Annotated in this window: 20 protein-coding genes; 11 read left to right on the forward strand and 9 right to left on the reverse strand. The window is 69.3% G+C overall.

What is annotated here, in order from left to right; genetic code table 11:
* Nucleotides 1–40 precede the first annotated feature (40 nt).
* The 6 genes from ACN0TP_RS12390 (at nucleotide 41) to ACN0TP_RS12415 (ending at nucleotide 9949) form a co-directional block, all read left to right on the forward strand.
* Nucleotides 41–3883 carry a nitrate reductase subunit alpha gene (locus ACN0TP_RS12390; RefSeq protein WP_417219444.1) on the forward strand — a complete coding sequence of 1281 codons (3843 nt, stop codon included), beginning with the start codon at nucleotides 41–43 and terminating at the stop codon, nucleotides 3881–3883.
* Nucleotides 3883–5592, forward strand: coding sequence for a nitrate reductase subunit beta (gene narH / locus ACN0TP_RS12395; protein ID WP_417219447.1), 1710 nt, complete (start codon nucleotides 3883–3885; stop codon nucleotides 5590–5592). Before ACN0TP_RS12390 ends, narH begins: the two co-directional genes overlap by 1 nt.
* Entirely contained in the window at nucleotides 5589–6299 is a 711-nt protein-coding gene (narJ, locus tag ACN0TP_RS12400; RefSeq protein WP_417219449.1) for a nitrate reductase molybdenum cofactor assembly chaperone, read from the forward strand. The genes narH and narJ overlap by 4 nt, the downstream gene beginning before the upstream one ends.
* Before the next feature lies 1 nt (nucleotide 6300).
* Nucleotides 6301–7071, forward strand: coding sequence for a respiratory nitrate reductase subunit gamma (gene narI, locus ACN0TP_RS12405; RefSeq protein WP_417219452.1), 771 nt, complete (start codon nucleotides 6301–6303; stop codon nucleotides 7069–7071).
* Entirely contained in the window at nucleotides 7068–8309 is a 1242-nt protein-coding gene (locus ACN0TP_RS12410; RefSeq protein ID WP_417219453.1) for an MFS transporter, read from the forward strand. Before narI ends, ACN0TP_RS12410 begins: the two co-directional genes overlap by 4 nt.
* A gap of 101 nt (nucleotides 8310–8410) precedes the next feature.
* A complete protein-coding gene (locus ACN0TP_RS12415) occupies nucleotides 8411–9949 on the forward strand; it encodes a long-chain-fatty-acid--CoA ligase (RefSeq protein ID WP_417219455.1) in 1539 nt (512 codons plus the stop codon).
* Between the two features lie 43 nt (nucleotides 9950–9992).
* Here ACN0TP_RS12415 and ACN0TP_RS12420 read toward each other — a convergent pair whose 3' ends face one another.
* Genes ACN0TP_RS12420 through ACN0TP_RS12430 form a run of 3 tightly spaced genes read right to left on the reverse strand, consistent with a single transcriptional unit; the run spans nucleotide 9993 to nucleotide 13036 of the window.
* Nucleotides 9993–10772, reverse strand: a complete 780-nt coding sequence (locus ACN0TP_RS12420) for a carbon-nitrogen hydrolase family protein (protein WP_417219456.1) — start codon at nucleotides 10770–10772, stop codon at nucleotides 9993–9995.
* A 39-nt stretch (nucleotides 10773–10811) separates the two neighbouring features.
* Entirely contained in the window at nucleotides 10812–12152 is a 1341-nt protein-coding gene (locus tag ACN0TP_RS12425; RefSeq protein ID WP_417219457.1) for an APC family permease, read from the reverse strand.
* A complete protein-coding gene (locus ACN0TP_RS12430) occupies nucleotides 12149–13036 on the reverse strand; it encodes a carbon-nitrogen hydrolase family protein (RefSeq protein ID WP_417219458.1) in 888 nt (295 codons plus the stop codon). The genes ACN0TP_RS12425 and ACN0TP_RS12430 overlap by 4 nt, the downstream gene beginning before the upstream one ends.
* 91 nt (nucleotides 13037–13127) lie before the next feature.
* Between ACN0TP_RS12430 and ACN0TP_RS12435 the strand changes: the two genes are divergently transcribed.
* From ACN0TP_RS12435 to ACN0TP_RS12445, 3 genes are all read left to right on the forward strand, one after another.
* The gene (locus ACN0TP_RS12435; protein WP_417219460.1) at nucleotides 13128–13904 is read left to right on the forward strand and encodes a FadR/GntR family transcriptional regulator; all 777 of its coding nucleotides are present in this window, start codon (nucleotides 13128–13130) and stop codon (nucleotides 13902–13904) included.
* A 76-nt stretch (nucleotides 13905–13980) separates the two neighbouring features.
* Complete coding sequence (locus tag ACN0TP_RS12440) at nucleotides 13981–14574, forward strand: dihydrofolate reductase family protein (protein WP_417219462.1); 594 nt, start codon at nucleotides 13981–13983, stop codon at nucleotides 14572–14574.
* Nucleotides 14571–15575, forward strand: coding sequence for an NAD(P)-dependent alcohol dehydrogenase (locus ACN0TP_RS12445; RefSeq protein ID WP_417219465.1), 1005 nt, complete (start codon nucleotides 14571–14573; stop codon nucleotides 15573–15575). Before ACN0TP_RS12440 ends, ACN0TP_RS12445 begins: the two co-directional genes overlap by 4 nt.
* 74 nt (nucleotides 15576–15649) lie before the next feature.
* On the opposite strand, the gene ACN0TP_RS12450 is transcribed toward ACN0TP_RS12445, so the two are convergent.
* Nucleotides 15650–16195, reverse strand: coding sequence for a YceI family protein (locus ACN0TP_RS12450; protein WP_417219467.1), 546 nt, complete (start codon nucleotides 16193–16195; stop codon nucleotides 15650–15652).
* Nucleotides 16196–16306: 111 nt separating this feature from the next.
* Complete coding sequence (locus tag ACN0TP_RS12455) at nucleotides 16307–18064, reverse strand: alkaline phosphatase D family protein (RefSeq protein ID WP_417219470.1); 1758 nt, start codon at nucleotides 18062–18064, stop codon at nucleotides 16307–16309.
* 225 nt (nucleotides 18065–18289) lie between these two features.
* Between ACN0TP_RS12455 and ACN0TP_RS12460 the strand changes: the two genes are divergently transcribed.
* Both ACN0TP_RS12460 and ACN0TP_RS12465 read left to right on the forward strand, forming a co-directional pair.
* The gene (locus ACN0TP_RS12460) at nucleotides 18290–19720 is read left to right on the forward strand and encodes an aldehyde dehydrogenase family protein (protein ID WP_417219473.1); all 1431 of its coding nucleotides are present in this window, start codon (nucleotides 18290–18292) and stop codon (nucleotides 19718–19720) included.
* A 7-nt stretch (nucleotides 19721–19727) separates the two neighbouring features.
* Nucleotides 19728–21281 carry a GMC family oxidoreductase gene (locus tag ACN0TP_RS12465; RefSeq protein WP_417219474.1) on the forward strand — a complete coding sequence of 518 codons (1554 nt, stop codon included), beginning with the start codon at nucleotides 19728–19730 and terminating at the stop codon, nucleotides 21279–21281.
* Nucleotides 21282–21285: 4 nt separating this feature from the next.
* Here the strand turns inward: ACN0TP_RS12465 and ACN0TP_RS12470 are convergent, their stop codons facing one another.
* The 4 genes from ACN0TP_RS12470 to ACN0TP_RS12485 all read right to left on the reverse strand — a co-directional run bounded on the left by ACN0TP_RS12470 (nucleotide 21286) and on the right by ACN0TP_RS12485 (nucleotide 23356).
* Nucleotides 21286–22002, reverse strand: coding sequence for an aldehyde dehydrogenase family protein (locus ACN0TP_RS12470; RefSeq protein WP_417219476.1), 717 nt, complete (start codon nucleotides 22000–22002; stop codon nucleotides 21286–21288).
* A 14-nt stretch (nucleotides 22003–22016) separates the two neighbouring features.
* Nucleotides 22017–22163 (reverse strand): hypothetical protein, encoded by a 147-nt coding sequence (locus ACN0TP_RS12475; RefSeq protein WP_417219478.1) that lies wholly within the window; start codon nucleotides 22161–22163, stop codon nucleotides 22017–22019.
* 1 nt (nucleotide 22164) lies between these two features.
* A complete protein-coding gene (locus ACN0TP_RS12480) occupies nucleotides 22165–22941 on the reverse strand; it encodes a FadR/GntR family transcriptional regulator (protein WP_417219480.1) in 777 nt (258 codons plus the stop codon).
* Between the two features lie 133 nt (nucleotides 22942–23074).
* Nucleotides 23075–23356, reverse strand: a complete 282-nt coding sequence (locus tag ACN0TP_RS12485) for a YrhK family protein (protein ID WP_417219481.1) — start codon at nucleotides 23354–23356, stop codon at nucleotides 23075–23077.
* Nucleotides 23357–23408: the final 52 nt, after the last annotated feature.

Here is a 23408-nt window from a genome sequence, read left to right on the forward strand (position 1 = left end):
GTCCCTAGCAATGCCCGGTGTTCGTCCATAGTCTGGCCCCATGACACGGGACACTCGCACTGCGGGCCCTGACGGACCGGCCTCCGACGCCCTGCTGAAGCTGGGGCGGTTCTTCACCAAGTGGGACGAGACCGAGGACGGCCGGGCCGTGTTCCGGGAGGGCGGCCGGGCCGGTGACTCCTTCTACCGCGACCGCTGGAGCCACGACAAGGTCGTCCGCTCCACCCACGGGGTGAACTGCACCGGATCGTGCTCGTGGAAGATCTACGTCAAGGACGGGATCATCACCTGGGAGTCCCAGCAGACCGACTACCCCTCGGTGGGACCCGATAGCCCCGAATACGAACCGCGCGGCTGCCCGCGCGGCGCCGCGTTCTCCTGGTACACCTACTCGCCGACGCGGGTGCGCTACCCCTACGTCCGTGGCGTCCTGCTGGACCTCTACCGGGAGGCCAAGCAGCGGCTGGGGGACCCGGTGCTGGCGTTCGCCGAGGTCGCCGCCGACCCGGAGAAGCGCAAGGCCTACCAGCAGGCCCGCGGCAAGGGCGGCCTGGTGCGCACCAGCTGGGCCGAGGCCATCCAGATCGCCGCCGCCGCCCACGTGAACACCATCAAGACCTACGGTCCGGACCGCTGCGCCGGCTTCTCCCCGATCCCTGCCATGTCGATGGTCAGCCATGCCGTCGGCAACCGGTTCATGCAGCTCATCGGCGGGGTCATGACCAGCTTCTACGACTGGTACGCCGACCTGCCGGTGGCCAGCCCCCAGGTCTTCGGCGACCAGACCGATGTCCCCGAATCCGGCGACTGGTGGGACTCGACCTACCTGATGATGTGGGGCTCCAACGTCCCCGTCACCCGCACCCCCGACGCCCACTGGATGACCGAGGTCAGGTACAAGGGCACCAAGATCGTCTCCGTCAGCCCCGACTACGCCGACAACACCAAGTTCGCCGACGAATGGCTGCCCGCCCAGGCCGGCACCGACGCCGCCCTGGCCATGGGCATGGGACACGTGCTGCTCAAGGAGTTCTTCGTGGACCGGCAGGTCCCCTTCTTCCAGGACTACGTCAGGCAGTACACCGACCTGCCGTTCCTCGTCGCCCTCACCGAGCACCCCGACGGGCAGGGCCTGGTGCCCGGGAAGTTCCTCACCGCCGCCGACCTGGACGCCGCCGATGCCTCCACCGCCGCTTCCGCCGATGCCTCGGGGCCGGTGTGGCAGGGCGCCGCCGGGAACTCGCCGTTCGCCGGCCGGCATGCCGCCCCGGACGCCGGGACGGGGGAGGGGGCCGCCGGGACGCGGGCCGACGCCGACTTCAAGACGGTGCTCTGGGATGCCGCCACCGGCGCCCCTGCAGTGCCCAACGGGTCCCTGGGCTTCCGCTACAACGCCCAGGACGAGGGCAAATGGAACCTGGACCTCGGTGACATCGACCCGGCGCTGAGCCTGTACGGCACCGCGGGGAGCACGACGGCGGAAATCCGCCTGCCGCTCTTCGATGACCCGGCCGGGGCGGGGACCGTGATCCACCGCGGCGTCCCGGTCCGCACGGTCGCCGGACGCCAGGTCACCACCGTCTTTGACCTGATGCTCGCCCAGTACGGGGTCGCCCGCGACGGGTTGCCCGGCCGGTGGGCCTCCGGCTACGACGACGCCGACACCGCCTACACGCCGGCCTGGCAGGAGGAGATCACCTCGGTGCCCGCCGAGGCCTGCGCCCGCATCGCCCGCGAGTTCGCCGCCAACGCCGAGGAATCCGGTGGCCGCTCGATGATCATCATGGGTGCGGGCATCTGCCAGTGGTTCCACGGTGATGCCACCTACCGGGCGATCCTGTCCCTGCTGCTGCTCACGGGGTCGATGGGCCGCAACGGCGGGGGCTGGGCGCACTACGTCGGCCAGGAGAAGTGCCGGCCCATCACCGGGTGGATCTCGCTGGCCAACGCGCTGGACTGGTCCCGGCCGCCGCGCACCATGATCGGCACCGGCTACTGGTACATGCACACCGACCAGTGGCGCCAGGACGGGTATTCGGCCGACGCACTGAAGTCACCGCTCTCCGAGGGGTCCCTCGATGGCCTGCATACCGCCGATGCGCTCGCGAAGTCCGCGGCCCTGGGCTGGATGCCGTTCTACCCGCAGTTCTCGGTGAACCCGATGGAGGTGGCCGACGCTGCAGCGGCGGCGGTGGACGCGGGCACCGCGGAGGATCCGGCGGCGTATGTGGCCTCCGAGCTGAAGGAGGGCCGGCTGCAGCAGGCGATCGAGGACGTTGACGCGCCAGCCAACTGGCCGCGCACCCTCATCCTGTGGCGCTCGAACCTCTTCGGGTCCTCGGCCAAGGGCAACGAGTACTTCCTGCGCAACCTGCTGGGCACCCACCACAACGTCATGGGCGCCGACAACGACGCCCCCGAGCAGCGCCCGGTGGACGTGGCCTGGCACGAGGAGGCGCCGGAGGGGAAGCTTGACCTGCTGGTCTCCGCCGACTTCCGCATGACCAGCACCACCCTGCTCTCCGACGTCGTCTTCCCGGCGGCGACCTGGTACGAGAAGCACGACCTCTCCTCCACGGACATGCACCCGTTCGTGCACGCCTTCACCCCGGCGATCGACCCGCCCTGGCAGGCCAAGACCGACTTCGAGCTGTTCACCCTGCTGGCCCGTGAACTGTCCCGGCAGGCCAGGACCCACCTCGGGGTGCGCCGGGACCTGGTGGCGCACCCGATGCAGCACGACACCCCCGGCCAGCTGGCCCAGCCCGGCGGGCACGCCGAGGACTGGCGCGGCACCGGCATCCCCGCGGTGCCGGGGCGGAACATGCCGCACTTCACCGTCGTCGAACGCGACTACACCGCCATCGCCGACCAGCTGCTCAGTGTGGGCCCGCTGGCGGATTCGAAGGGCTTCACCGTCAAGAACGTCACCTACCGGGTCCGCGGGGAGGTCGAGCGCCTGGGGCGGCTGCACGGGGTGATGTCGCACGGGCCCGCCGGCGGGCGTCCGGCCATCGACACCGATGCGCGGATGGCCGAGGCCATCCTGGCGTTCTCCGGCACCACCAACGGAGCCCTGGCCGTGCAGGGGTTCCAGGACCTGGAAAAGCGGGTCGGCAGGAAGCTGGCCGACCTGGCCGAGGGTTCCGAGGAGAAGCGGATCACCTTCGAGATGACCCAGGCCGGCCCGCAACCGGTGATCACCTCCCCGGAATGGTCCGGTTCGGAGACCGGGGGCCGGCGCTACGCCCCGTTCACCGTGAACATCGAACGGCTCAAGCCCTTCCACACGCTGACCGGGCGGATGCACTTCTACCTGGACCACGACTGGATGCGCGACGTCGGCGAGCAGCTGCCCAACTACCGGCCCCCGCTGGACATGCACCGGCTCTTCGGCGAACCGAAACTGGGCACCACCGGTGAACTGGAGATCACGGTGCGCTACCTGACCCCGCACTCCAAGTGGTCGATCCACTCCGAATACCAGGACAACCTGCTGATGCTCTCGCTCTCGCGCGGCGGCCCGACCGTCTGGATGTCCCCGGCGGACGCGGCGGCGATCAAGGTGGCGGACAACGACTGGGTCGAGGCAGTGAACACCAACGGCGTGCTCGTCGCCCGGGCGATCGTCAGCCACCGGATGCCCGACGGCGTCGCCTACGTCTACCACGCGCAGGAACGCACCATCGATGTCCCGAAGTCCGAGGCCACCGGTCGGCGCGGCGGCATCCACAATTCGGTCACCCGCCTGCTCGTCAAGCCCACCCACCTGATCGGCGGCTACGGCCAGCTCTCCTACGCGTTCAACTACTTCGGTCCCACGGGCAACCAGCGGGACATGGTGTCCACGATCCGCCGTCGTTCCCAGGAGGTGAGGTACTGATGCGTGTCATGGCCCAGATGGGCATGGTGATGAACCTGGACAAGTGCATTGGCTGCCATACGTGTTCGGTGACCTGCAAGCAGGCCTGGACCAACCGGGCGGGCATGGAATACGTCTGGTTCAACAACGTCGAGACCCGCCCCGGGCAGGGGTATCCGCGCCGGTACGAGGACCAGGAGCGGTGGAAGGGCGGCTGGACGCTGAACAAGTCGGGCCGGCTCAAGCTCAAGGCCGGCGGCAAGGCGGCCAAGCTGCTGGGCCTGTTCGCCAGCCCGGTGCAGCCGGAGCTGAAGGACTACTACGAACCGTGGACCTACGACTACAAGATGCTCGTGGAGGCCCCGCTGGGCGATGACTTCCCGGTGGCCCGGCCCAAGTCGCTGATCACCGGGGAGGACACGAAGATCACCTGGAGCGCCAACTGGGACGACAACCTGGGAGGGACCTCCGAGCTGGGGCACCTGGACCCGATCGTGGAGAAGGTCAGGCGCGAATCCAACGAGAAGATCAAGTTCGACTACGAACAGACCTTCATGTTCTACCTGCCGCGGATCTGCGAGCACTGCCTGAACCCCTCCTGCATGGCCTCCTGCCCCTCCGGGGCGATCTACAAGCGGGTCGAGGACGGGATCGTGCTGGTGGACCAGGACCGCTGCCGCGGCTGGCGCCAATGCGTGACCGGCTGCCCCTACAAGAAGATCTACTTCAACCACAAGACCGGCAAGGCCGAGAAATGCACGTTCTGCTACCCGCGCATCGAGGTCGGCCAGCCGACCGTGTGCTCGGAGACCTGCGTGGGGAGGCTGCGCTACCTGGGGTTGTTCCTGTACGACGCCGATGCCGTCACCGGTGCCGCCTCCACGGAGGACGTGCAGGACCTCTATGAGGCCCAGATGGATGTCATCCTGGACCCGGAGGACCCGCAGGTGCAGGCCGAGGCCCGCCGGCAGGGCATTGCCGAGGACTGGCTGGAGGCCGCCCGCCGCTCGCCGGTGTACAAGCTGGCCAAGGTGTACAAGGTGGCGCTGCCGCTGCACCCGGAATACCGCACCATGCCGATGGTCTGGTACGTCCCGCCACTGTCCCCGGTCACCGACCTGCTCAAGGAACAGGGCCACGACGCCGAGGACGCCGGCAACCTGTTCGGGGCGATCGACGCGCTGCGCATCCCGGTGGAGTACCTCGCCGAGCTGTTCACCGCAGGTGACACCACCCGGATCGACACGGTGCTCAAGAAGCTGGCCGCCATGCGCTCCTACATGCGCGGGATCTCGATGGGCAACGACCCGGACGATTCCATCCCCGGGAAGGTCGGCATGTCGGGGGAGTCGCTCTACGAGATGTACCGGTTGATGGCGATCGCCAAGTACGAGGAGCGCTACGTCATCCCCAAGGCCCACGTCGAACAGGCCCACGACCTGGAGGAGATGGGCTGCTCGCTGGACTTCGAGGACGGGCCCGGGATGTACGAGGACTCCCCGTTCGGCGAGGCCAGCGGCACCCCGACCCCGGTGGCCATCGAGAACTTCTACGCACTGCAGGCGCGGCAGACCTCCGAGGAACCGCCCGGGGCGGCGAGCCTGCGCGGGCGGGTGAACCTGCTGAACTGGGACGGCACCGGCCGCCCGTCGGGCCTGTTCCCGGATCCGCACCACCCGGACAAGACCACACCCGCGCAGGAACAGGCGAAGCGGGAGGCCCTCGAATGAGCCACCCGGTCCCCGCCTCCGGCCCGGCGCCGGGGGCCAGTGCCGTCATCTACCAGGTCGCCTCGCATCTGCTGTCCTACCCCGATGCGGCGCTGCTGGAACGGCTGCCGTTGTTGCGCCGGGCGCTCGAGGAGTGCCCCCGTGGGACCGGGGGCGTGCGCGGATGGAGGGGCCGCCGTCGTGCCCCGGCACCGGATCCCGCGGCGCTCTCCGGCATGGGGACCCTGCTGGATCACCTGGGATCCACCGGGCTGCGCGAGCTCGAGCGGGCCTACGTGGAGACGTTCGACCTGAGCCGCAAGCATGCGCTGTACCTCTCCTACTGGACGGACGGGGACACGCGGCGGCGCGGGGAGGTGCTGGGGCGGTTCAAGCGGGCCTTCCGGGACAGCGGGCTGATGGTCACCCCGGGCGGCGAGCTGCCCGACTACCTGCCGATCGTGCTCGAGTTCGCCGCGCTCGCGGATCCGGTGCGCGGACGCGAACTGCTGACCGAGTTCCGGCCCAGCCTGGAGATGCTGCGCCTGGCGCTTCAGGAGCACGGCTCACCCTATGCGCCCGTGGTCGCCGCGGTGTGCTCGACCTTGCCGGGCGCCTCGCCGGCCGACCGGCAGGCAGTGATGGCGATGGCCGGGGTCGGGCCGCCGGTCGAGGCCGTGGGGCTCGAACCATACGACGCCAGGCTGTTGCCGGTGAGAGGGGTATGAGATGGCACCGGATGTGGGAGTGCTCGACGTGGTGTTGTGGGGTGTGCTGCCGTACCTGATGGCCGTCATCCTGGTCGGCGGGCTGGTGTGGAGGTACCGCTACGACCAGTTCGGCTGGACCACCCGCTCCAGCCAGCTCTACGAATCGCGGCTGCTGCGCATCGCCTCGCCGCTGTTCCACTTCGGGATCCTCGCCGTGCTGGCCGGGCACCTGTTCGGACTGGTCATCCCCATGTCCTGGACCGAGGCGGTGGGCATGAGCCAGGAGTTCTACCACTTCAACGCGCTGTTCGTCGGCGGCGTTGCCGGCATCGGCACGCTGGGCGGGATCATCCTGCTGGTGATCCGCCGGCGCACCACCGGGCCGGTGTTCATGGCGACGACCAGGAACGACAAGATGATGTACATCGTGCTGGTCGCAGCGATCATCTTCGGGCTCTGGACCACGTTGGCCAGCGTGTTCCTGGGCGGGCACGGGCACAACTACCGCGAGAGCGTCTCCCCGTGGTTCCGGTCGCTGTACATCCTGCAGCCCGACATCTCCTCGATGGCCGCCGCCCCGTTCTCCTTCCACCTGCACACGCTGGTGGGCATGGTGCTGTTCGTCATCTGGCCCTTCACCCGGCTGGTCCACGCCTTCACCGCGCCGCTGCACTACATCTTCCGCCCCTACATCGTCTACCGCTCCCGCGACCGCCAGCTCGGCAGCAGGCCGGCGCGCCGGGGCTGGTCGCCGGTGGGGTCCGCGGACCGGGAACGTGACCGGCGATGACTTCCCCGCAGCCGGCGATCGATCCCCGTCGGGCTGCCTATAACCTGGTCCTGGCCACGATCGCCTCCGCCGTGGGATTCTGGGGCTGGATGGTCATCTCGCCGTTGGGGGCACGCTACAGCCACGACATGGAGCTCGGTGCAGGTGCCGTCTCCGTGCTGGTGGCCATGCCCATCCTGGTCGGCTCCCTGGGCCGGATCGTCGTGGGCGCGCTGACCGACAGGTTCGGCGGACGGATCATGTTCACCGTGGTGCTGGGGGCCACCGTCATCCCAGTGGTGCTGGTCGCCGTCGCCGGCGGCGTGGGATCGTTCGCGATGCTGCTGGTCGTGGCCTTCTTCCTGGGCATCGCGGGGACGGTCTTCGCCGTCGGCATCCCGTTCGTCTCGGCCTGGTACTCCGCTTCCCGGCGGGGCTTCGCGACGGGTGTCTTCGGGATGGGCATGGGAGGGACGGCGATCGCCGCGTTCCTGACCCCGCGGCTGGTCCGTTCCCTCGGCTACCTGCCGACCCACCTGCTGCTGGCCGGCCTCCTGGCCGTCACGGCCGGCGTCGTCTGGTTCACCTTGCGTGAGTCCCCGGCCCGGCAGACGCCGACGGCTCCGGTGGCCCCCAAGCTGCTGCGGGCCGCCCGGCTGCCGGTGACCTGGCAGCTGTGCTTCCTCTACGCCGTCGTCTTCGGCGGATTCGTCAGCTTCTGCGCCTACCTGCCGACGTACCTGCTGGACATCTACGGCATGGATCCCACCGCAGCGGGGACGCGGACCGCCGGCTTCGCCCTGGCCGCGGTGGTCGCCCGGCCCGTGGGCGGCACGCTGGCGGACCGCATCGGTTCCAAGCCCGTCGTCGCGGTGTCGCTGCTGGCCGTGACGGTCCTGGCGCTGGTGGTGATGCAGCAGCCGCGCACCGAGGTCGCCACCGGCGCGACGTTCCTGCTCATGGCCGCCGCCCTGGGACTGGGCGCCGGCGGCGTCTTCGCCTGGGTCGGCAGCGCGGCGCCGGCGGACAACGTCGGATCGGTTTCCGGCATCGTCAGTGCCGCGGGAGGCCTGGGCGGATTCTTCCCCCCGATGGTCATGGGGTCGACCTACGATCCGGTGACCAACAGCTATGGGATCGGGCTGCTCCTGCTGGCCATCACGGCGGCCGTCGCCCTGGCGGTCACGCTGCTGCTGCGCGGCCGGGCCGCCACCGTCCGGCCAGCCGCCCCGGTGCGCCCGCGCGCCGAGCGGGATTGACCCGGCGCACCGCAGCACACGTGGAACCGGGTTCCTTGACCTGAACCCCAGTCCCATTACACAATGTTGTGACCCAGCACACGTCAACCCGAGGAGCGGCGATGTTTGCCACCCTGTCCGTCGCAGCCATCCTGGCGGAGTCCGCCCACCGCTTTGCCGACCGCCCCGCCGTGACGCTGGGAGGGGAAACGGTCAGCTACGCCACGTTGTGGGACCAGACCCGTGCCTATGCCGGCGCCCTGCGCGACGCCGGCGTGGGGAACGGCTCGCGCGTGGCAGTGCTGATCCCGAACGTCACCGATTTTGCCCGCACCTATTACGCGGTGCTGGCCCTGGGCGGAACGGTCGTCCCGATCCACGCGCTGCTCAAGCGCCACGAGATCGAATACATCCTGCGCGACGCCGAGGCAGGCCTGCTGGTCTGCGCCGCCGGATTGCTGGAGCAGGGGGCGCTGGCCGCCGAGGCCGCCGGGGTCGACGTGATGACGGTGCTGGCCCCCGAGGGGACGGAGCATGCACGGCTCGAGGACCGTGCCGCCGCCGCGGAACCGATCGACACCTACCGGCCGATGCGGCCCGATGACATCGCCACGATCCTCTACACATCGGGGACCACCGGCAAGCCCAAGGGGGCGCTGGGCTGCCACTTCGCCCTGCTCGAGCAGGTCAACGTCCTGCTGACCAGCACCTTTGATTTCCGCGAAGGCGACAGGATCTTCGGCGGCCTGCCGCTGTTCCACACCTTCGGCCAGACCGTGGTGCTCAACGCGGGACTGCGCGCCGGCGCCGAGATCATGCTGCTGCCCAAGTTCACCCCGGCCGGGGCCCTGGACATGGTGCTCGACGACGGCATCAACATCTTCTGCGGGGTCCCCACCATGTACCTCGGGCTGCTCCAGGCCTTCCGCGACCGCCAGGAGAAGCCCAGCGCGCTGCGCTACGCGGTCTCCGGTGGGGCGTCCCTGCCGCTGGCTGCGCTGGAGGCGTTCGAGGAGAACTTCGGCTCGACCATCTACGAGGGGTACGGCCTCACCGAGACCTCCCCGGTGGCCACCTTCAACCACGTCGGGCGCCCCACGGTGCCGGGATCGATCGGTACTCCGGTGTGGGGAGTGGACGTCGAGATTGCCCGCCCCGAGGTCACCGACGCCATCGAATTGCTGCCGCGCGGGGAACTGGGCGAGCTGGTGGTCCGCGGCCACAACCTCTTCGCCGGATACCTGAACCGTCCCGAGGCCACGGCCGAGGCCATGGTCGACGGCTGGTTCCGCACCGGGGACCTGGGCACCAAGGACGAGGACGGGTACCTGCGGATCATGGACCGCAAGAAGGACATGATCCTGCGCAACGGCTACAACGTGTACCCCCGCGAGGTCGAGGAGTACCTCATGAAGCATGCGGAGATCTCCAATGTCGCCGTCTTCGGGGTGGAGGACGACGCCCACGGCCAGGAGATCGTGGCCGCGGTGACCCTCGTCCCCGATAGCCAGCTCACGCCCGAGGCCATCCGCGACTACGCGTCCGAGGGGCTGGCCGCCTACAAGTACCCCCGGGTGGTGCAGATCGTCAGCGAGTTCCCGGTCGGACCCAGCGGGAAGATCCTCAAACGCGAACTGGTGACGCAGTACCAGGCGGGCTGAGGGCAGCCATCGCCCCGGCGGCCACGGATGCCGCCCGCCCGGGTCAGAGCCGGCGTTGGGTGGCGACGGGGAAGCCCCGTCGGGCCAGGCCCACCTGCTCCGGGTCGATGTCCACGACGAGCAGTTCCGGGCCGATGCCGAGGCTGCCCACCACCGAACCGAAGGGGTCCACGACCGTGCTGTGCCCCACCGACACCGGTGCTGACTGGCAGGCCCCGATGGCAAAACTGCAGGTCTCGATGGCGCGGGCGGCGGTCAGCACCTCCCACTGGCGGGTCTTGCCCGGTCCGGGGACCCAGGATGCGCAGATGAGCAGGACGTCGGTTCCGGCATCGGCCAGTGCGCGGGAGTGCTCGGGGAAGCGCAGGTCGTAGCAGGTCTGCAGGCCGAAGCGCACGCCGTCGAGTTCGAAGACGGCAGGGCCGCGGACCGGCCCCGGCTGGATGTGATCCGATTCCGCATGCCCCTGGGCGTCGAAGAGGTGGATCTTGCGGTAGGAGGTCCGGAGCTCGCCGGTATCGCTGAACGCGGCCAGGGTGTTGAAGGCCCGGCCGGGCTGCGTGCCCGTCTCGATGACCCCGGCGACCAGAGCCACCGAGTGGGCGGCGGCGATCCGCCCCAGCTCGGTGCACACCGGCCCGTCCAGGGCCTCGGCTGCCTCGACGAAGGAGGCGTCGACCGCCTTCTTCTCATACGTCGCATACTCCGGGAGGACCAGCAGCCGGGCGCCGTCGCTCGAGGCGCGCGCGGCGAGGGCGTCGATGGCGCGCAGGTTGGCGCCGACGTCGTTCCCCGAGTCCATTTGGCCGACGGCAAGGCGCATCCTGGGTTCCCTTCTGGTCTCCAGCGGTGGTGTGGTCATCTAGCCTGCCATGTCCTCGGACGCCATCTCCGGTGGTGCCGTGCGGAAGCCGTGGGTGATCAGGCCCAGCACCACGACGCCGACGGCCAGCCAGATCAGCCCCAGGGTCAGTGCGTGGACGTCGAGCTGGGAGAGCAGGAAGGCGCAGATGACGGCGCCGATGGCGGGGACCACGACCCAGCTGAGGACGTTCAGGTGGTGCCCGGCCCGCCTGGCCCGCACGTAGTGGAACACGACGGAGACGTTGACCAGGGTGAAGGCGGTGAAGGCGCCGAAGTTGATGAACGACGTCGAGGTGGCCACATCCATGAAGATCGCGATCAGCCCCACGGCGCCGGCGATGAAGAGGTTCACCACGGGGGTGTGGAAGCGGGCGTTGAGCCGGCCGAAGACGGCCTTCGGCAGGACCGAGTCGCGGCCCATGGCGTAGAGCAGGCGGGAGGCGCTGGCCTGGGCGGCGAGCCCGGAGGCGAATTGGGCGACGACCAGTCCCGCCAGGAACACCGCACCGAAGAAGGTCCCGCCGATCTGCAGGGCGATGGAGCTGGCCGCGGAGGAGGAGTCCTCGAAGACGCCGCCGGGGTGGACCAGTTGGGTGGTGTAGGAGACGAGGACGAAGATCCCGCCGCCGATCAGGGCGATGAGCATGATGGCGCGCGGCATGTTCTTGCGCGGTTCGATCGTCTCCTCCGTCAGCGTGGTGACGGCGTCGAATCCCAGGAACGAATAGGCGGCGATGGCCGCCCCTGCGGTGATGGTGCCGAAGCTGGACGTCGGGTTGGAGAACGGCCCGGCGCTGAACAGTCCGCCCGCACCGGAGCCGGACACCACGTGGGAGATCGACAGGGCGACGAAGAAGACGATGACCAGCAGCTGGAAGGCCATCAGCACGTAGTTGGCCTTGTCGGCGACTTTGATCCCCAGGACGTTCAGCACGGTGGTGATGGCGATGAACCCGATGATCCACACGGCCATGGGGATGCCGGGGAACTGGGCGCTGAGGTACGAGCCGCCGATCAGCCAGATGACCATGGGCAGGAAGAGGTAGTCCAGCAGGATCGCCCAGCCCACCAGGAACCCGGCGTGCGGGTCGATGGAGCGGCGCACATACGTATAGGCCGAACCGGCGACGGGGTGGGTGATGGCCATCCGCCCGTAGCTGTGCGCGGTGAAGAGCATGGCGATCATCGCCACGAGGTAGGCCGAGGAGGAGGCGCCCCCGGTTGCCTCGGCGATCACCCCGAAGATGCCCAGCACGATCAGCGGGGTGAGGTAGGCCAGCCCGAACAACACCAGCGATGGGAGTTTGAGGGTGCGGGTGAGGGCCGGTGCGTTGCTCATGCGTTGCTCCTGGGGGTTCGGTGCGTCGGGGTCCAGCTGGCCGGGTCGATGCGCCCGTCGTAGACCGGAAGGTGGATGGGCGCCTCTCCGGGGGCGAACTGCGACCACATGCGGTTCACCCCTGCCGTGCCGTTGGTGCGCACGCGGTCGATGGCGGTGAGGTCCAGTTCGGTGAAGAGCAGTTCGGGGGCGGCACCCGCCGCCTCGGCGAGCACCTCGCCCTCGGGGCCCACGATGATGCTCCGGCCCTTGCCGACCGGCCCGGCGCAGTTCACCGAGACCATGAAGACCTGGTTCACGATGGCGTTGGCCCGGGCCAGCACCAGCTCCTGGGCGCGGTCGGCGGTGGTGGTCTTCACGACGTTGAGGATGACCTCCGCCCCCATCCACGCCAGCTGCCGGGTGGTTTCGGGGTACCAGGCGTCGTAGCAGATGTTCAGGCCCACTGTGGTGTCCTCCACGTCCGCGGTGTTGAATTCCGTCCCGGGGTCGTAGGGCTCGTGGGGGCGCCACGGGAAGATCTTGCGGTAGGTCCCGGCGAGCTCGCCGTCGGGGGCGATGACCAGTTCGGTGTTGAAGAGCTCACCGGCCGGTCCGCGCTCGCAGACGCTGCCGGGAACCAGCCAGATGCCCAGGTCGCGGGCGATCTCCCGCAGGCCCTCCACGCGGGGGCCGTGCAGCGGCTCGGCGGCGGCCTGCAGTGCAGCGGTGCGCTGCAGATCGGGGGATCCGTCCCCGAACAGGTGCAGCTCGGGGAACACCACCAGCCGTGCCGTGGGGTGGGCTGCCAGGACCGTGGAGACCTCGGACGCGAAGTCCGCGAGCGGGTCCCCGATCAGGCGTGGTGGTGCCTGGACGGCGACCAGGGGAAGTGTCGAGGGCATGTGCGACTCCGAACGTTGTTGTGACCTGAAACATAATAGATCACAATGAACGAATAGAAAACACGTCCGACGACGCACCTAGAGTAGGGGGATGAGCGTGCCCGATCAAGACCCTGGCGAGGGGAAGAATGCCCCGGCGGGCGGCGCCGACGAATCGCCCATCGGCGGCCCCGTGCTGGCAGGCATCGAACGGATCACCGCCATGGATGCCGTGCGCACACGCATCGCCATGGCCATTTCGCTGGGCCTGCTGCAGCCGGGGGAGCGGCTGCCCGACCAGCACGAGGTCGCGTTGGGCCTGTCGGTCAGTGCCATCACCGCCCGCCGCGCGCTGACCAGCCTGGCCGAGGACGGCATCGTGGTGCGCCGGCGTGGTCGCCACGGCGGGACGTTCGTAGCGGACCACCCTCCGGCGCAGGCACTGCGTGCACTCGCCGTCGGGCCCGCCGACTTCGCAGCCATCCACCAGCTCGTCGACCGGCGCCTGATGTTCGAGTGCACGGTGACCCATTTCGCGGCCCTCACCGCCACCGGCTCCCAGCTGGCCGAGCTGGAGGAGCTGACCGCCACGATGGCCGCGTCCACGACCTGGGCGGAATACCACCTGGCCGATGAGCACTTCCACCGCCTGGTGGGCACCGCCTCCGGGCTGGACGGGCCCACGGAGCAGTACCACCGCACACTGGCCGAGCTCTACGCCTACTTCCTGCCCTACCCCATCACCGAACTCCACGTGGCCAATGCCGACCACGTCGAGCTGGTCGCAGCGCTGCGGGAGAAGGACGTGGTCACCGCAGTGGACATCTCCCGCCGGCACGTCCAGGTCCTGCACCAGACCATGTTCATGGGGCTGATCGAGGCGACGTAGCCCGCAGCGGCCGAAAGGCTTCGACGTGCCGACCGACCGCCGGTAGTGTCGGTCCAAACCGAACGGAAGGCTGTCCATGCGCGAACTGGTCTACTACATCGCCATATCCATTGACGGCTACATCGCCGGGCCCGCCGACGAGATCGACTTCTTTCACAGCCCGGACGAGTACATGGCGCACATGCTCGCCGCATACCCCGACACGATCCCGTCCCACATCCGCTCACAGGTGGGGCTGGCGGATGCGCCGCTGAAGACCTTCGACACGGTGGTGATGGGGCGGCGCACCTATGAGCCGGCGCTCGCCGAAGGCATCACCAATCCGTACTCCCACCTGCGGCAGATCGTGTTTTCGCGCAGCCTGCAGCAGCTGGATCCGGCGGTGGACGTGGTGGCCCAGGACCCCGTGCCGGTCGTGCGGTCGCTGAAGTCGGAGAACTCCGCGCTGGACATCTACCTGGCCGGCGGAGGGGAGCTGGCTGCCGCGCTGTTGCCGGAGATCGATCGGATCATCGTCAAGCAGTACCCCGTGGTCGCCGGTGCCGGGCGGCCGGCCTTTGCCGGCGCGTTTTCCCCGACACTCTTCGACCTCGAGGACGTCTCCAGGTTCGACGGAGGCAACGCGATCATGACCTACACCCGGCGCCCCGACCAGAAGGAGCAAGCATGAAGAACCCCAGCGCGGTCCTGCGCGGCATCGGCGAGGTCGCCATCGAGGAGAGGCCCGTCCCGGTGCCGGCTCCCCATGAGGTGCTCGTCGCCGTCCGGGCCACGGGCATCTGCGGTTCGGACGTGCACTACTACGAACACGGCCGGATCGGCGACTTCGTCCTGGACGCGCCGATGGTCATCGGCCACGAATCGGCCGGCGTCATCACCGCGGTGGGGGCCGACGTCGATGCCGGGCGCATCGGCCAGACGGTCGCGCTGGAGCCCGGGGTGCCGTGCCGGCGCTGCGAGCAGTGCCGGGCCGGGCGCTACAACCTGTGCCCCGACGTCGTCTTCTTCGCCACCCCGCCGGTGGACGGGTCGATCGCCGGGTTCGTGGCGATCGACGCCGACTTCGCGCACCGGGCACCGGACGGCATGGCCTTCGAGCAGGCAGCCATGGCCGAACCGGTTTCCGTCGGCGTCTGGGCCGCAAGGAAAGCCGGCATCACCGCGGGGGACCGGGTCCTGGTCACGGGAGCCGGGCCGATCGGGCTCTTCGCCGCGCAGGTCGCCCGCGCCCACGGGGCCTCCGAGGTCACGGTGACGGACCTCAGCCCGTACCGGCTGGACGTGGCTCGCGGCCTGGGATTCACGGCCGTTCCTGCAGGGGACACGCCGCCCGATGGCCAGACCGTGCTGTTGGAATGCTCGGGCGCGCAGCCCGCGGTCGCATCGGGCCTGCGTGCCCTGGCCCCGGCGGGACGGGCAGTCCTGGTGGGCATGGGCGCCGACGAGCTCACGCTCAGCGCCCCGCTGATCCAGGGGCGCGAGCTGTCCATCACCGGTGTGTTCCGCTACGCCAACACGTACCCGACGGCCCTGGCGCTGATCGCCTCCGGAGCGGTGGCCACCGCGCCGCTGATCACCCACCGTTTCCCGTTGGAGGAGACCGAGGCGGCGCTGACGCTGGCCCGCCGCGAACCGGAATCGCTCAAGGCAGTGGTGCTGCACGGGGGATAGGGCTCCACGCAAAACGACGCCGGCCACCACCCCTGCGAGGGGAGGCGGCCGACGTCGTGCTGTTGCTGGTGGACCTAGTTGGCCGAGGGCAGGACGAACGCCGAGTCGACGTTGATGGTGACCTTGTCGCCGACCAGGACGCCGCCGGCTTCGAGGGCTGCGTTCCAGGTGATGCCGAACTGCTTGCGGGAGATCTGCGTGGTGGCGGAGAACCCGGCGCGGGTGGCGCCGAACGGGTCAACGGCGACGCCGCCGAACTCGACCTTGAACTCGACCGGCAGGGTGGTCTCCTTGATGGTCAGGTTGCCCTTCAGGACGAATTCCTCGTGGTCGCCAGCGGTGCCGGTGGACACGAAGGTCATTTCCGGGAACTGCTCGACGTCGAAGAAGTCGGCGCTCTTGACGTGGCCGTCGCGGTTCTCGTCGTTGGAGTCGAAGGAGGCGGTCTTCACGACGGCCTCGACCTTCGAGCCCTCGAGGGATTCGCCGACCGTGAGGGTGGCATCCGAATCGGTGAACGCGCCGCGGACCTTGCTGATGCCTGCGTGGCGGACGCTGAATCCGACCTCGGTGTGGGCCTGATCGAGCTTCCAGGTGCCGGGGGTGAGCGTAACTGACATGGGGGACTCCTTTGCTTCTCCCCGGCGGAACCGGGAGGTTTGTATGCTTATGCATATAACTATGACACCCCATGCTTGAAATGTCAAGCATTATTTTTTGTGAGGGTGGCCTCAGCCGCGTCGGGGCAGCAGGCGCAGCAGCGAATCCAACCGTCGCCGCATCCGGGTCGCGGCGGTTGGCCGCCCGGTGGTGCCGTCGGCATTGCGGGGGCCCACGGTGATTCCGGCGACCTGTTCCAGGGCGGGAGTCCCGCCGTCGTCATGTTCCACGACGCCGCGGGACCAGCCCAGGCGCAGCCCCTGCGGCGTATCCTCCAGGACCGCCAAGTTGTTGTCGAACCACGGGCCACGGATCTTGACCCAGTCGATGGGCGGCGGCGCGACGCCGGCGGAACGGGCCAACAGGGAGCCGAAGAGCCGCGCCGGACCGTAGGCCATGGAGGAGACGAAAACGCGCAGTTCCGGTGGCATCGGGTTGCGCATGGGGGAGCAGACGGCCTGGATGATCCGGCTTCCCGCGTCGCGCTTGACCTCGGCGACGTAGGAGAAGTGCACGTCACCTGAGAGGAACGTGATGGTGTCCGGGGCCGGCCCGCGCTTGCCGTCCGCCGTGTCCACCACCAGTTGGGCGATGTGGCGGAAGCTGTTTTGGAAGGCGGCCCAGTGTTCCAGGTCGACGGCCTGGCGGATGGTCTCGCCGATGCGCGACCAGGTGCGGCCCCAGGCCCCTTCAGAGATGGCCTCGTCCCACGATTCGACGTGGTGCAGCCCCTTGGGCAGCAGGAACGGCAGGGAGGTGCTGATCAGCAGGTGGCGGAATCCGCCGTGGAGACGCTCGTCGACCCACGCCCGTTCGTCGGCGTCCAGCAGCGACCGGGAACCGGGCTCCAGCTGGCGGGCCGCGCGCGAATCCACCACCAGCAGGCGCACGTCGTCGACATCGCGGCAGTAGCTCCAGCGGTAGGTCGTGGGATCCCGGTCGGCGAGCTCGGCGAAGGCATCGAGGTCCTCGCTGAGGTCGAGTTCCCCGGCACCCCGGTGCCCGGCGATGCGCCGCCACAGCGGATCCGCGGCCCGTTCGGCGGGGGAGAGGTTGCCCAGGTGCTGGTGGACCCAGTAGCTGCCGAGCCCGGCGACGATGCGGCCATGCCACCAGCTGGTCTGCTCCATTTTCCGGCGCCAGGACAGGGAGGCGTTCCAGTCGTCGCGGATGTCGTGGTCATCGAAGATCATGGCCGTCGGCAGGGTGGAGAACAGCCAGCGGATCGCCGGATCCGACCAGGCGAGCCCGTAGAGGTGGGCGTACTCCTCGTAGTCGCGCAGTTCGGCACCGGGCGGTTCGTTGATGTCGCGGCGGCCGCGGATGAACTCCTGCATGGCCTCGCTGGTGATGTCGGCGTAGACCTGGTCGCCCAGCAGCAGCGCCAGGGCCGGCCACGCGGGATCCTGCGCGGTGGCCATGTGGATCGCGTAGGAGCGCAGGGCGTCCACCCCGTGTTCGCGGTTGCCGGCCGCGTCGTGGGGGACGCTGGTCCTGCAGGAGCCAAAGGCCATCCGCAGGGGCCCGCCCTCCGCATGCGTGCGGATGACCGAGGGCGGGAAATCGTCGTTCTCGGGCCAGACGCGGTGGCCGTCGACGGTGACCTGGTAGGCGAGTTCGGCCCCGGCGGGCAGTCCGTCCAGCAGCACGAGCGCGTAGTGGTGTCCGTGGACGCCGAACGTGGGTGCCGTCCAGGTTCCGGCACCGGTCTGCACGCCGACGGTGCCCGCGTGGCGGGTTTCGACCCAGATGCAGGCGCTGGACCCGTCCACATGGCGGAGCATCGGGCCGAGCGCCAGGGGCGCTGCGGTGGTGTCCTCGGGGTGCATGGATCATCCTCCTGGGTGCTCATCGGCGACGGCGTCCCGCCACTGTGCCACGCCGTGGGGGTCCACCGCACGGCCCACTGTCATCGTACGGCCCGGCGATTCCGGCGCTGAGCGACAAGGGCCCTGCAGGCAACGACAACACCTCCACCCGTGAAGTACGGCACAGTGGGTGCCAAGCGACCACGCGCCGTCATCCGGCGACGCCCCCAGCCAGAAGGAGCAGGCATGTCCACGCAACCGGCCACCGCAGCAGCCACCTACCAGGACCTCCTGGCCCGGATCGCCCCGCAGGGCGAGTCGCGGCCCATCAACGACCCGGCCACCGGGCAGGAAGTCGGCCGCGCCCCCGTGCACACCACCGCCGACCTGGACGCCGCGGTCTCCGCAGCCCGCGCCGCGCAGCCCGCGTGGGGCGCCCTCTCCCACGCCGAACGCAGCGACTACCTCAACCGGGCAGCCGACGCCGTGGAGGCCAACGCCGAACCGCTGGCCGAACTGCTCTCCCGCGAACAGGGCAAGCCGCTGAACGGGCCCAACGCCCGCTTCGAGGTCGGTGCCTGCTCCGCCTGGTTGCGTGCCACCGCGGCCTTCGAACTGGATCCCGACGTGGTGGTCGACGACGGTGATTCCCACGCAGCCATCCACTACCGCCCGCTCGGCGTGGTCGGGGCCATCGGCCCGTGGAACTGGCCGATGATGATCTCCATCTGGCAGATCGCCCCCTCGCTGCGCATGGGCAACACCATCGTGGTCAAGCCCAGCGAATACACCCCGCTGTCCGTGTTGGCCCTGGGCGCCGTGCTCAACGACGCCCTGCCGGCGGATCTGCTGCACGTGGTCTCCGGAGGCCGCGACGTCGGCGAGGCCCTCTCCTCGCACCCGGGGATCGACAAGGTCATGTTCACCGGCTCCACCGCCACCGGCAAGGCGATCATCCGCTCCTCGGCCGACACCGTGAAGCGCCTGACCCTGGAGCTCGGTGGCAACGACGCCGGCATCGTCCTGGACGACGTGGACCCGCAGGCCATCGCCGAGGACCTTTTCTGGGGAGCTTTCATCAACACCGGCCAGACGTGCGCCGCGCTCAAGCGCCTCTACGTCCCCGACGCCCTCTACGACCAGGTCTGCGACGCCCTGGTGGAGATGGCCGCGAAGATGCCCATGGGCAACGGCCTGGATGAGGCCAACGTGCTCGGCCCGCTGCAGAACCAGGCCCAGTACGACATCGTCGCGCAACTGGTCGAGGCCGCCAAGTCCTCCGGTGCCCGCGTGCTCACCGGCGGCAACCCGGACGCCGACGCCCCCGGATACTTCTACCCGACCACCCTGGTCGCCGACATCGACAACGACAACCCGCTGGTCGCCGAGGAGCAGTTCGGACCGGCCCTGCCGATCATCCGCTACACCGACCTGGAGGACGCGATCGCCATGGCCAACGGCCTGGACGTCGGCCTCGGTGCCTCCGTCTGGTCCTCCGATCCGGCCCGCGCCCGGAAGGTCGCCGCCCGTATCGAGGCCGGCACCGTGTGGATCAACAAGCACGGTGCGGTGGACCCGCGCATCCCGTTCGGTGGGGCCAAGCAGTCCGGCTACGGGCTCGAATTCGGCGTCGCCGGGCTCAAGGGCCTGGGCACCCCGCAGGTCATCGCGGAGTAGCGCCGCCATGGACACCACGGACTACGACTACCTGGTGGTCGGCGCGGGATCGGCCGGCAACGTCATCGCCCGCCGCCTGCTCGACGCCGGCCACCGCGTCGTGGTGCTCGAGGCCGGTGGGCAGGACACCAACCCCGACATCGCCAACGTCTGCACCCTCGGGGCGCTCTGGCACAGCGAGCAGGACTGGGACTACTACACTCTCCCGCAGGCCGGGGCCGCCGGTCGCAGCCTGCACCTGCCGCGCGGCAAGGTCATGGGTGGTTCGCATGCCCTCAACGCGACCATCTGGGTCCGTGGTGCCCGCGCGGACTACGACACCTGGGCCTACCTCGGTTGCCCCGGGTGGTCCTGGGAGGACGTCCTGCCGCTGTTCCGCCAGATCGAGGACTACGACGGCGGTGCCTCGGACACGCGCGGAGCCGGGGGTCTGCTCGATGTCACCACCGGATATGAGCACCACCCGATCCAGGACGCCATGCTCGCCGGCGCCGTCGAATCCGGGTTCGAACTCAACGAGGACTACAACTCGGGGGACCCCGAGGGCGTCTCGCGCATGCAGTTGAACGTGCGCGGCGGCGGCCGCTTCAACACCTGGCACGCCTACCTCCGGCCCGTCGCGGACCATCCGAACCTCACACTGCTCACCGGCGCCCACGTGCGCCGGCTGCTCCTCGAGGACGGACGCGTCACCGGCGTCGAGGTCGAGCACGACGGCGGCACCCGGGTGCTGCGGGCCACCGAGACCGTGCTGGCCGCGGGAGCCATCAACTCGCCCGAGCTGCTGCTGCGCTCGGGGATCGGTCCCGCCGACGAGCTCGCGGAGGTGGGCATCGACGTCGTCCACGACCTGCCGGGTGTGGGGAAGAACCTGCAGGACCACCTGCTCTCACCCGTCATCTTCTCCACCGGCGAACCGCTCGAGGCCCCCACGGTCGCGCCGGCGGAGGTCCACCTCTTCGCCAAGTCCCGCCCGGACCTGCCGGTGCCCGACACCCAGCCGATCTTCTTCTCCGTGCCGATGTACTCGCAGGACTACGCCGGCGGGGAGATGAGCGGCGCGGACGGGGGATTCTCGATGCTCGGCGGGCTGGTGCGCCCCCAGAGCCGCGGCGAGATCCGGCTGACGGGGCCGGACGCCGCCGACCCGATCAGCATCGACCTGCGGGCCCTCTCCGAACAGGCAGATGTTGAGGCGCTGGTCGCCTCGGTGCAACATTGCCGGGCCATCGGCCGCTCACCGGCCCTGGCCGCCTGGGGCGCCACCGAGGTGTATCCCGGCCCCGACATCGCCGATGACGACCTGGAGCAGTACGTGCGCGATGCGGTGGTGACCTACCACCACCAGGTCGGCACCTGCAGGATGGGCTCCGACGACGGGGCCGTGGTGGACCCGCGGACACTGAAGGTCCGTGGCCTGGACGGCGTGCGGATCGCCGACGCGTCCATCATGCCGCTGGTGCCCACGGGCAACACCAACGCCCCGTCGGTGATGATCGGGGAGAAGGCCGCCGGGATCCTGCTCGGTGACAGCACCCCGACGGGGGTCGTCGCCCCCTGAGGCCCTACCCGTGGTGGTACATGACGTGCTTGGTGCGGGAGAAGTCCTCCAGCGCATAGATGGACAGGTCCCGCCCGTAGCCCGATCCCTTGAAGCCACCCCAGGGGACTTCGTTCGCGATGACCAGGTGGGTGTTGACCCAGACGGTGCCGAAATCCAGCCGGCGGGGAACGGAGAGGGCGCGGGAGGCGTTCGTCGTCCACACCGATGCGGCCAGGCCGTACTGCGTTTCATTGGAACGCTCGACGGCTTCCTCATCGGTGCCGAACGTCTCGATGGAGACCACCGGGCCGAAGATCTCGGTGCTGGCCACCTCGGCGCCCGCGGGGACCCCGGTGACGATGGTCGGTTCGATGAAATAGCCGGGCCCCTCGAGCGCGTGGCCCCCGAGGGCAAAGGTGAGCCCATCGGCGCGGATGTCCTCAAGGGCTGAGAGGACCCGGCGGTAGTGGGCCCCGGAAATCATGGGGCCCATCTCGACGTCGGTCCCGGCTCCCGGTGCCCCCAGCGAGATCTGGCTGACCTCGCGGATCAGCAGGTCGGTGAATTCCGCGGCCACCGACTCGTGGACGAGCACCCGGCAGGCGGAGCCGCATTCCTGGCCGGCATTCCAGAATCCCGCCTCGCGGACACCGCGGGCGGCAGCTTCCAGATCGGCGTCGCCGAAGATCACCACGGGTGCCTTGCCGCCGAGTTCCAGGTGGACGCGCCGCGAAGTCATTCCTCAGGAATTGGTTAGGAGCTGCGCGGTGGCATTCCGGTGGTGCCCTCGGCGACGGCCGAGACGGACGTGGCGATGGACTCCAAGTCGTCGAAGACCGACTTCACCCGCGTCGAAACGGTCGTGGCGGTTCGTTCCAGGGCTGCGTGGATCTCGTCCATGTCAGTTACCCTCCTCGGACATCATGCCCAGTTCCAGATGCTGCGCGATCAGATGCTCGGTCAGTTTCCTGGAGTGGAATTCGGCAGCTGAACCTGCGGCATCGGGATCCTGGGCGCGGATGGCTTCGACGATCGCGTCGTGCTCACCAGCTGCGTGGAGGTGCCTGCCCGCCGGCTCCGTTTGGCCCCACCAAAGCGTGGTGAGTTCTGCCTCGAACTGCAGGGCGGCAGAGGTCAGGCGGCTGGACTGGGCGGCGATGCTCAGGCCCACGTGGAACCTTCCGTCCAGGCGCCTGCTGGCCGGTTCCACGGCAGATTCACGGTGCGCACGGGCCAGGTCGGCGAGATGTTCGACGTTCCGCGGGTCGGCACGGCTCGCGGCAAGACGCGCAGACATCGAGGCGATCGCCGCGCCCAGGTCGCCCAGGTCCCGGAGCGACTCGGTGCTGGTTTCCCTGAGCTTCTGCTGCAACTCCCGATCACTCAGGCCACCGTGGCCGCGGACCACGCTGCCGCCACTGCGGCCCCTGCTGGTTTCGATGAGGCCCTTGGCCCGGAGTGTGGCCAGCGACTGCCGCAGGGTGATCGGCGAGACGCCGAGCTTGGCGGCCAGGGCCGATTCGGTGGGGAGCCGGTCGCCCTCGGACAAGATGCCCATCAGGATGGTCGTCTCGATCTGGTGGGACACCTGTTCGGATCTGCCCAGGCCCTCGGGCTCGCTGCCCCGCAGCAGGAGCAGCAGGTCCAGGGCAGAGGTCGACAGCGCAGCGCTGTGCATGTTCGGACCCTCCTGACAGCTCCTGCGGGATGCCTCGCACCCCGGCGCTTCGACGTTGCCCCCAATCTTTGCATAGTGGCCCCGGTCTCCCGCCTGGGGGCCATCCCGGTCCCCGGGGCGGAGTGGCCCGGGCTTACCAGTCCCTGCCGCGCTTGGCCAACAGCTGGAGCTTGTCCAGGCGCGCCATCTGCAGTTCGCGGACCAGGCGCAGCGTCGGCTTGAGGGCGAAGCAGACGGAGCCAACCAGGAAGCACCAGGTCCCCGGGATCATCAGGGACTCGGAGAAGAACATGATGCTGCCGACGATGAAGAGGGCGGCAGCGGAGAAGTCCACCACCGTGTAGGCGATCTCGAAGCCGGCGTAGAGGCGCTGGTGTTCCTCGGACTTGTTGCGTTTATCGGACGTGAAGATCATGTGCGCTCTCCTGGTCGGTATGGGTCAACGGGTGCTGGCCATCGGCCCCGGT

The organism is Arthrobacter sp. (assembly GCF_048266065.1).
GTDB lineage: Bacteria > Actinomycetota > Actinomycetes > Actinomycetales > Micrococcaceae > Arthrobacter_H.

Excerpts from the sequence above, each read along its gene's own strand:
- ACN0TP_RS12390 (WP_417219444.1), top strand. The coding sequence starts at position 41 with ATGACACGGGACACTCGCACTGCGGGCCCTGACGGACCGGCCTCCGAC.
- narH (WP_417219447.1), top strand. The coding sequence starts at position 3,883 with ATGCGTGTCATGGCCCAGATGGGCATGGTGATGAACCTGGACAAGTGC.
- narJ (WP_417219449.1), top strand. The coding sequence starts at position 5,589 with ATGAGCCACCCGGTCCCCGCCTCCGGCCCGGCGCCGGGGGCCAGTGCC.
- narI (WP_417219452.1), top strand. The coding sequence starts at position 6,301 with ATGGCACCGGATGTGGGAGTGCTCGACGTGGTGTTGTGGGGTGTGCTG.
- ACN0TP_RS12410 (WP_417219453.1), top strand. The coding sequence starts at position 7,068 with ATGACTTCCCCGCAGCCGGCGATCGATCCCCGTCGGGCTGCCTATAAC.
- ACN0TP_RS12415 (WP_417219455.1), top strand. The coding sequence starts at position 8,411 with ATGTTTGCCACCCTGTCCGTCGCAGCCATCCTGGCGGAGTCCGCCCAC.
- ACN0TP_RS12420 (WP_417219456.1), bottom strand. The coding sequence starts at position 10,772 with ATGCGCCTTGCCGTCGGCCAAATGGACTCGGGGAACGACGTCGGCGCC.
- ACN0TP_RS12425 (WP_417219457.1), bottom strand. The coding sequence starts at position 12,152 with ATGAGCAACGCACCGGCCCTCACCCGCACCCTCAAACTCCCATCGCTG.
- ACN0TP_RS12430 (WP_417219458.1), bottom strand. The coding sequence starts at position 13,036 with ATGCCCTCGACACTTCCCCTGGTCGCCGTCCAGGCACCACCACGCCTG.
- ACN0TP_RS12435 (WP_417219460.1), top strand. The coding sequence starts at position 13,128 with ATGAGCGTGCCCGATCAAGACCCTGGCGAGGGGAAGAATGCCCCGGCG.
- ACN0TP_RS12440 (WP_417219462.1), top strand. The coding sequence starts at position 13,981 with ATGCGCGAACTGGTCTACTACATCGCCATATCCATTGACGGCTACATC.
- ACN0TP_RS12445 (WP_417219465.1), top strand. The coding sequence starts at position 14,571 with ATGAAGAACCCCAGCGCGGTCCTGCGCGGCATCGGCGAGGTCGCCATC.
- ACN0TP_RS12450 (WP_417219467.1), bottom strand. The coding sequence starts at position 16,195 with ATGTCAGTTACGCTCACCCCCGGCACCTGGAAGCTCGATCAGGCCCAC.
- ACN0TP_RS12455 (WP_417219470.1), bottom strand. The coding sequence starts at position 18,064 with ATGCACCCCGAGGACACCACCGCAGCGCCCCTGGCGCTCGGCCCGATG.
- ACN0TP_RS12460 (WP_417219473.1), top strand. The coding sequence starts at position 18,290 with ATGTCCACGCAACCGGCCACCGCAGCAGCCACCTACCAGGACCTCCTG.
- ACN0TP_RS12465 (WP_417219474.1), top strand. The coding sequence starts at position 19,728 with ATGGACACCACGGACTACGACTACCTGGTGGTCGGCGCGGGATCGGCC.
- ACN0TP_RS12470 (WP_417219476.1), bottom strand. The coding sequence starts at position 22,002 with ATGACTTCGCGGCGCGTCCACCTGGAACTCGGCGGCAAGGCACCCGTG.
- ACN0TP_RS12475 (WP_417219478.1), bottom strand. The coding sequence starts at position 22,163 with ATGGACGAGATCCACGCAGCCCTGGAACGAACCGCCACGACCGTTTCG.
- ACN0TP_RS12480 (WP_417219480.1), bottom strand. The coding sequence starts at position 22,941 with ATGCACAGCGCTGCGCTGTCGACCTCTGCCCTGGACCTGCTGCTCCTG.
- ACN0TP_RS12485 (WP_417219481.1), bottom strand. The coding sequence starts at position 23,356 with ATGATCTTCACGTCCGATAAACGCAACAAGTCCGAGGAACACCAGCGC.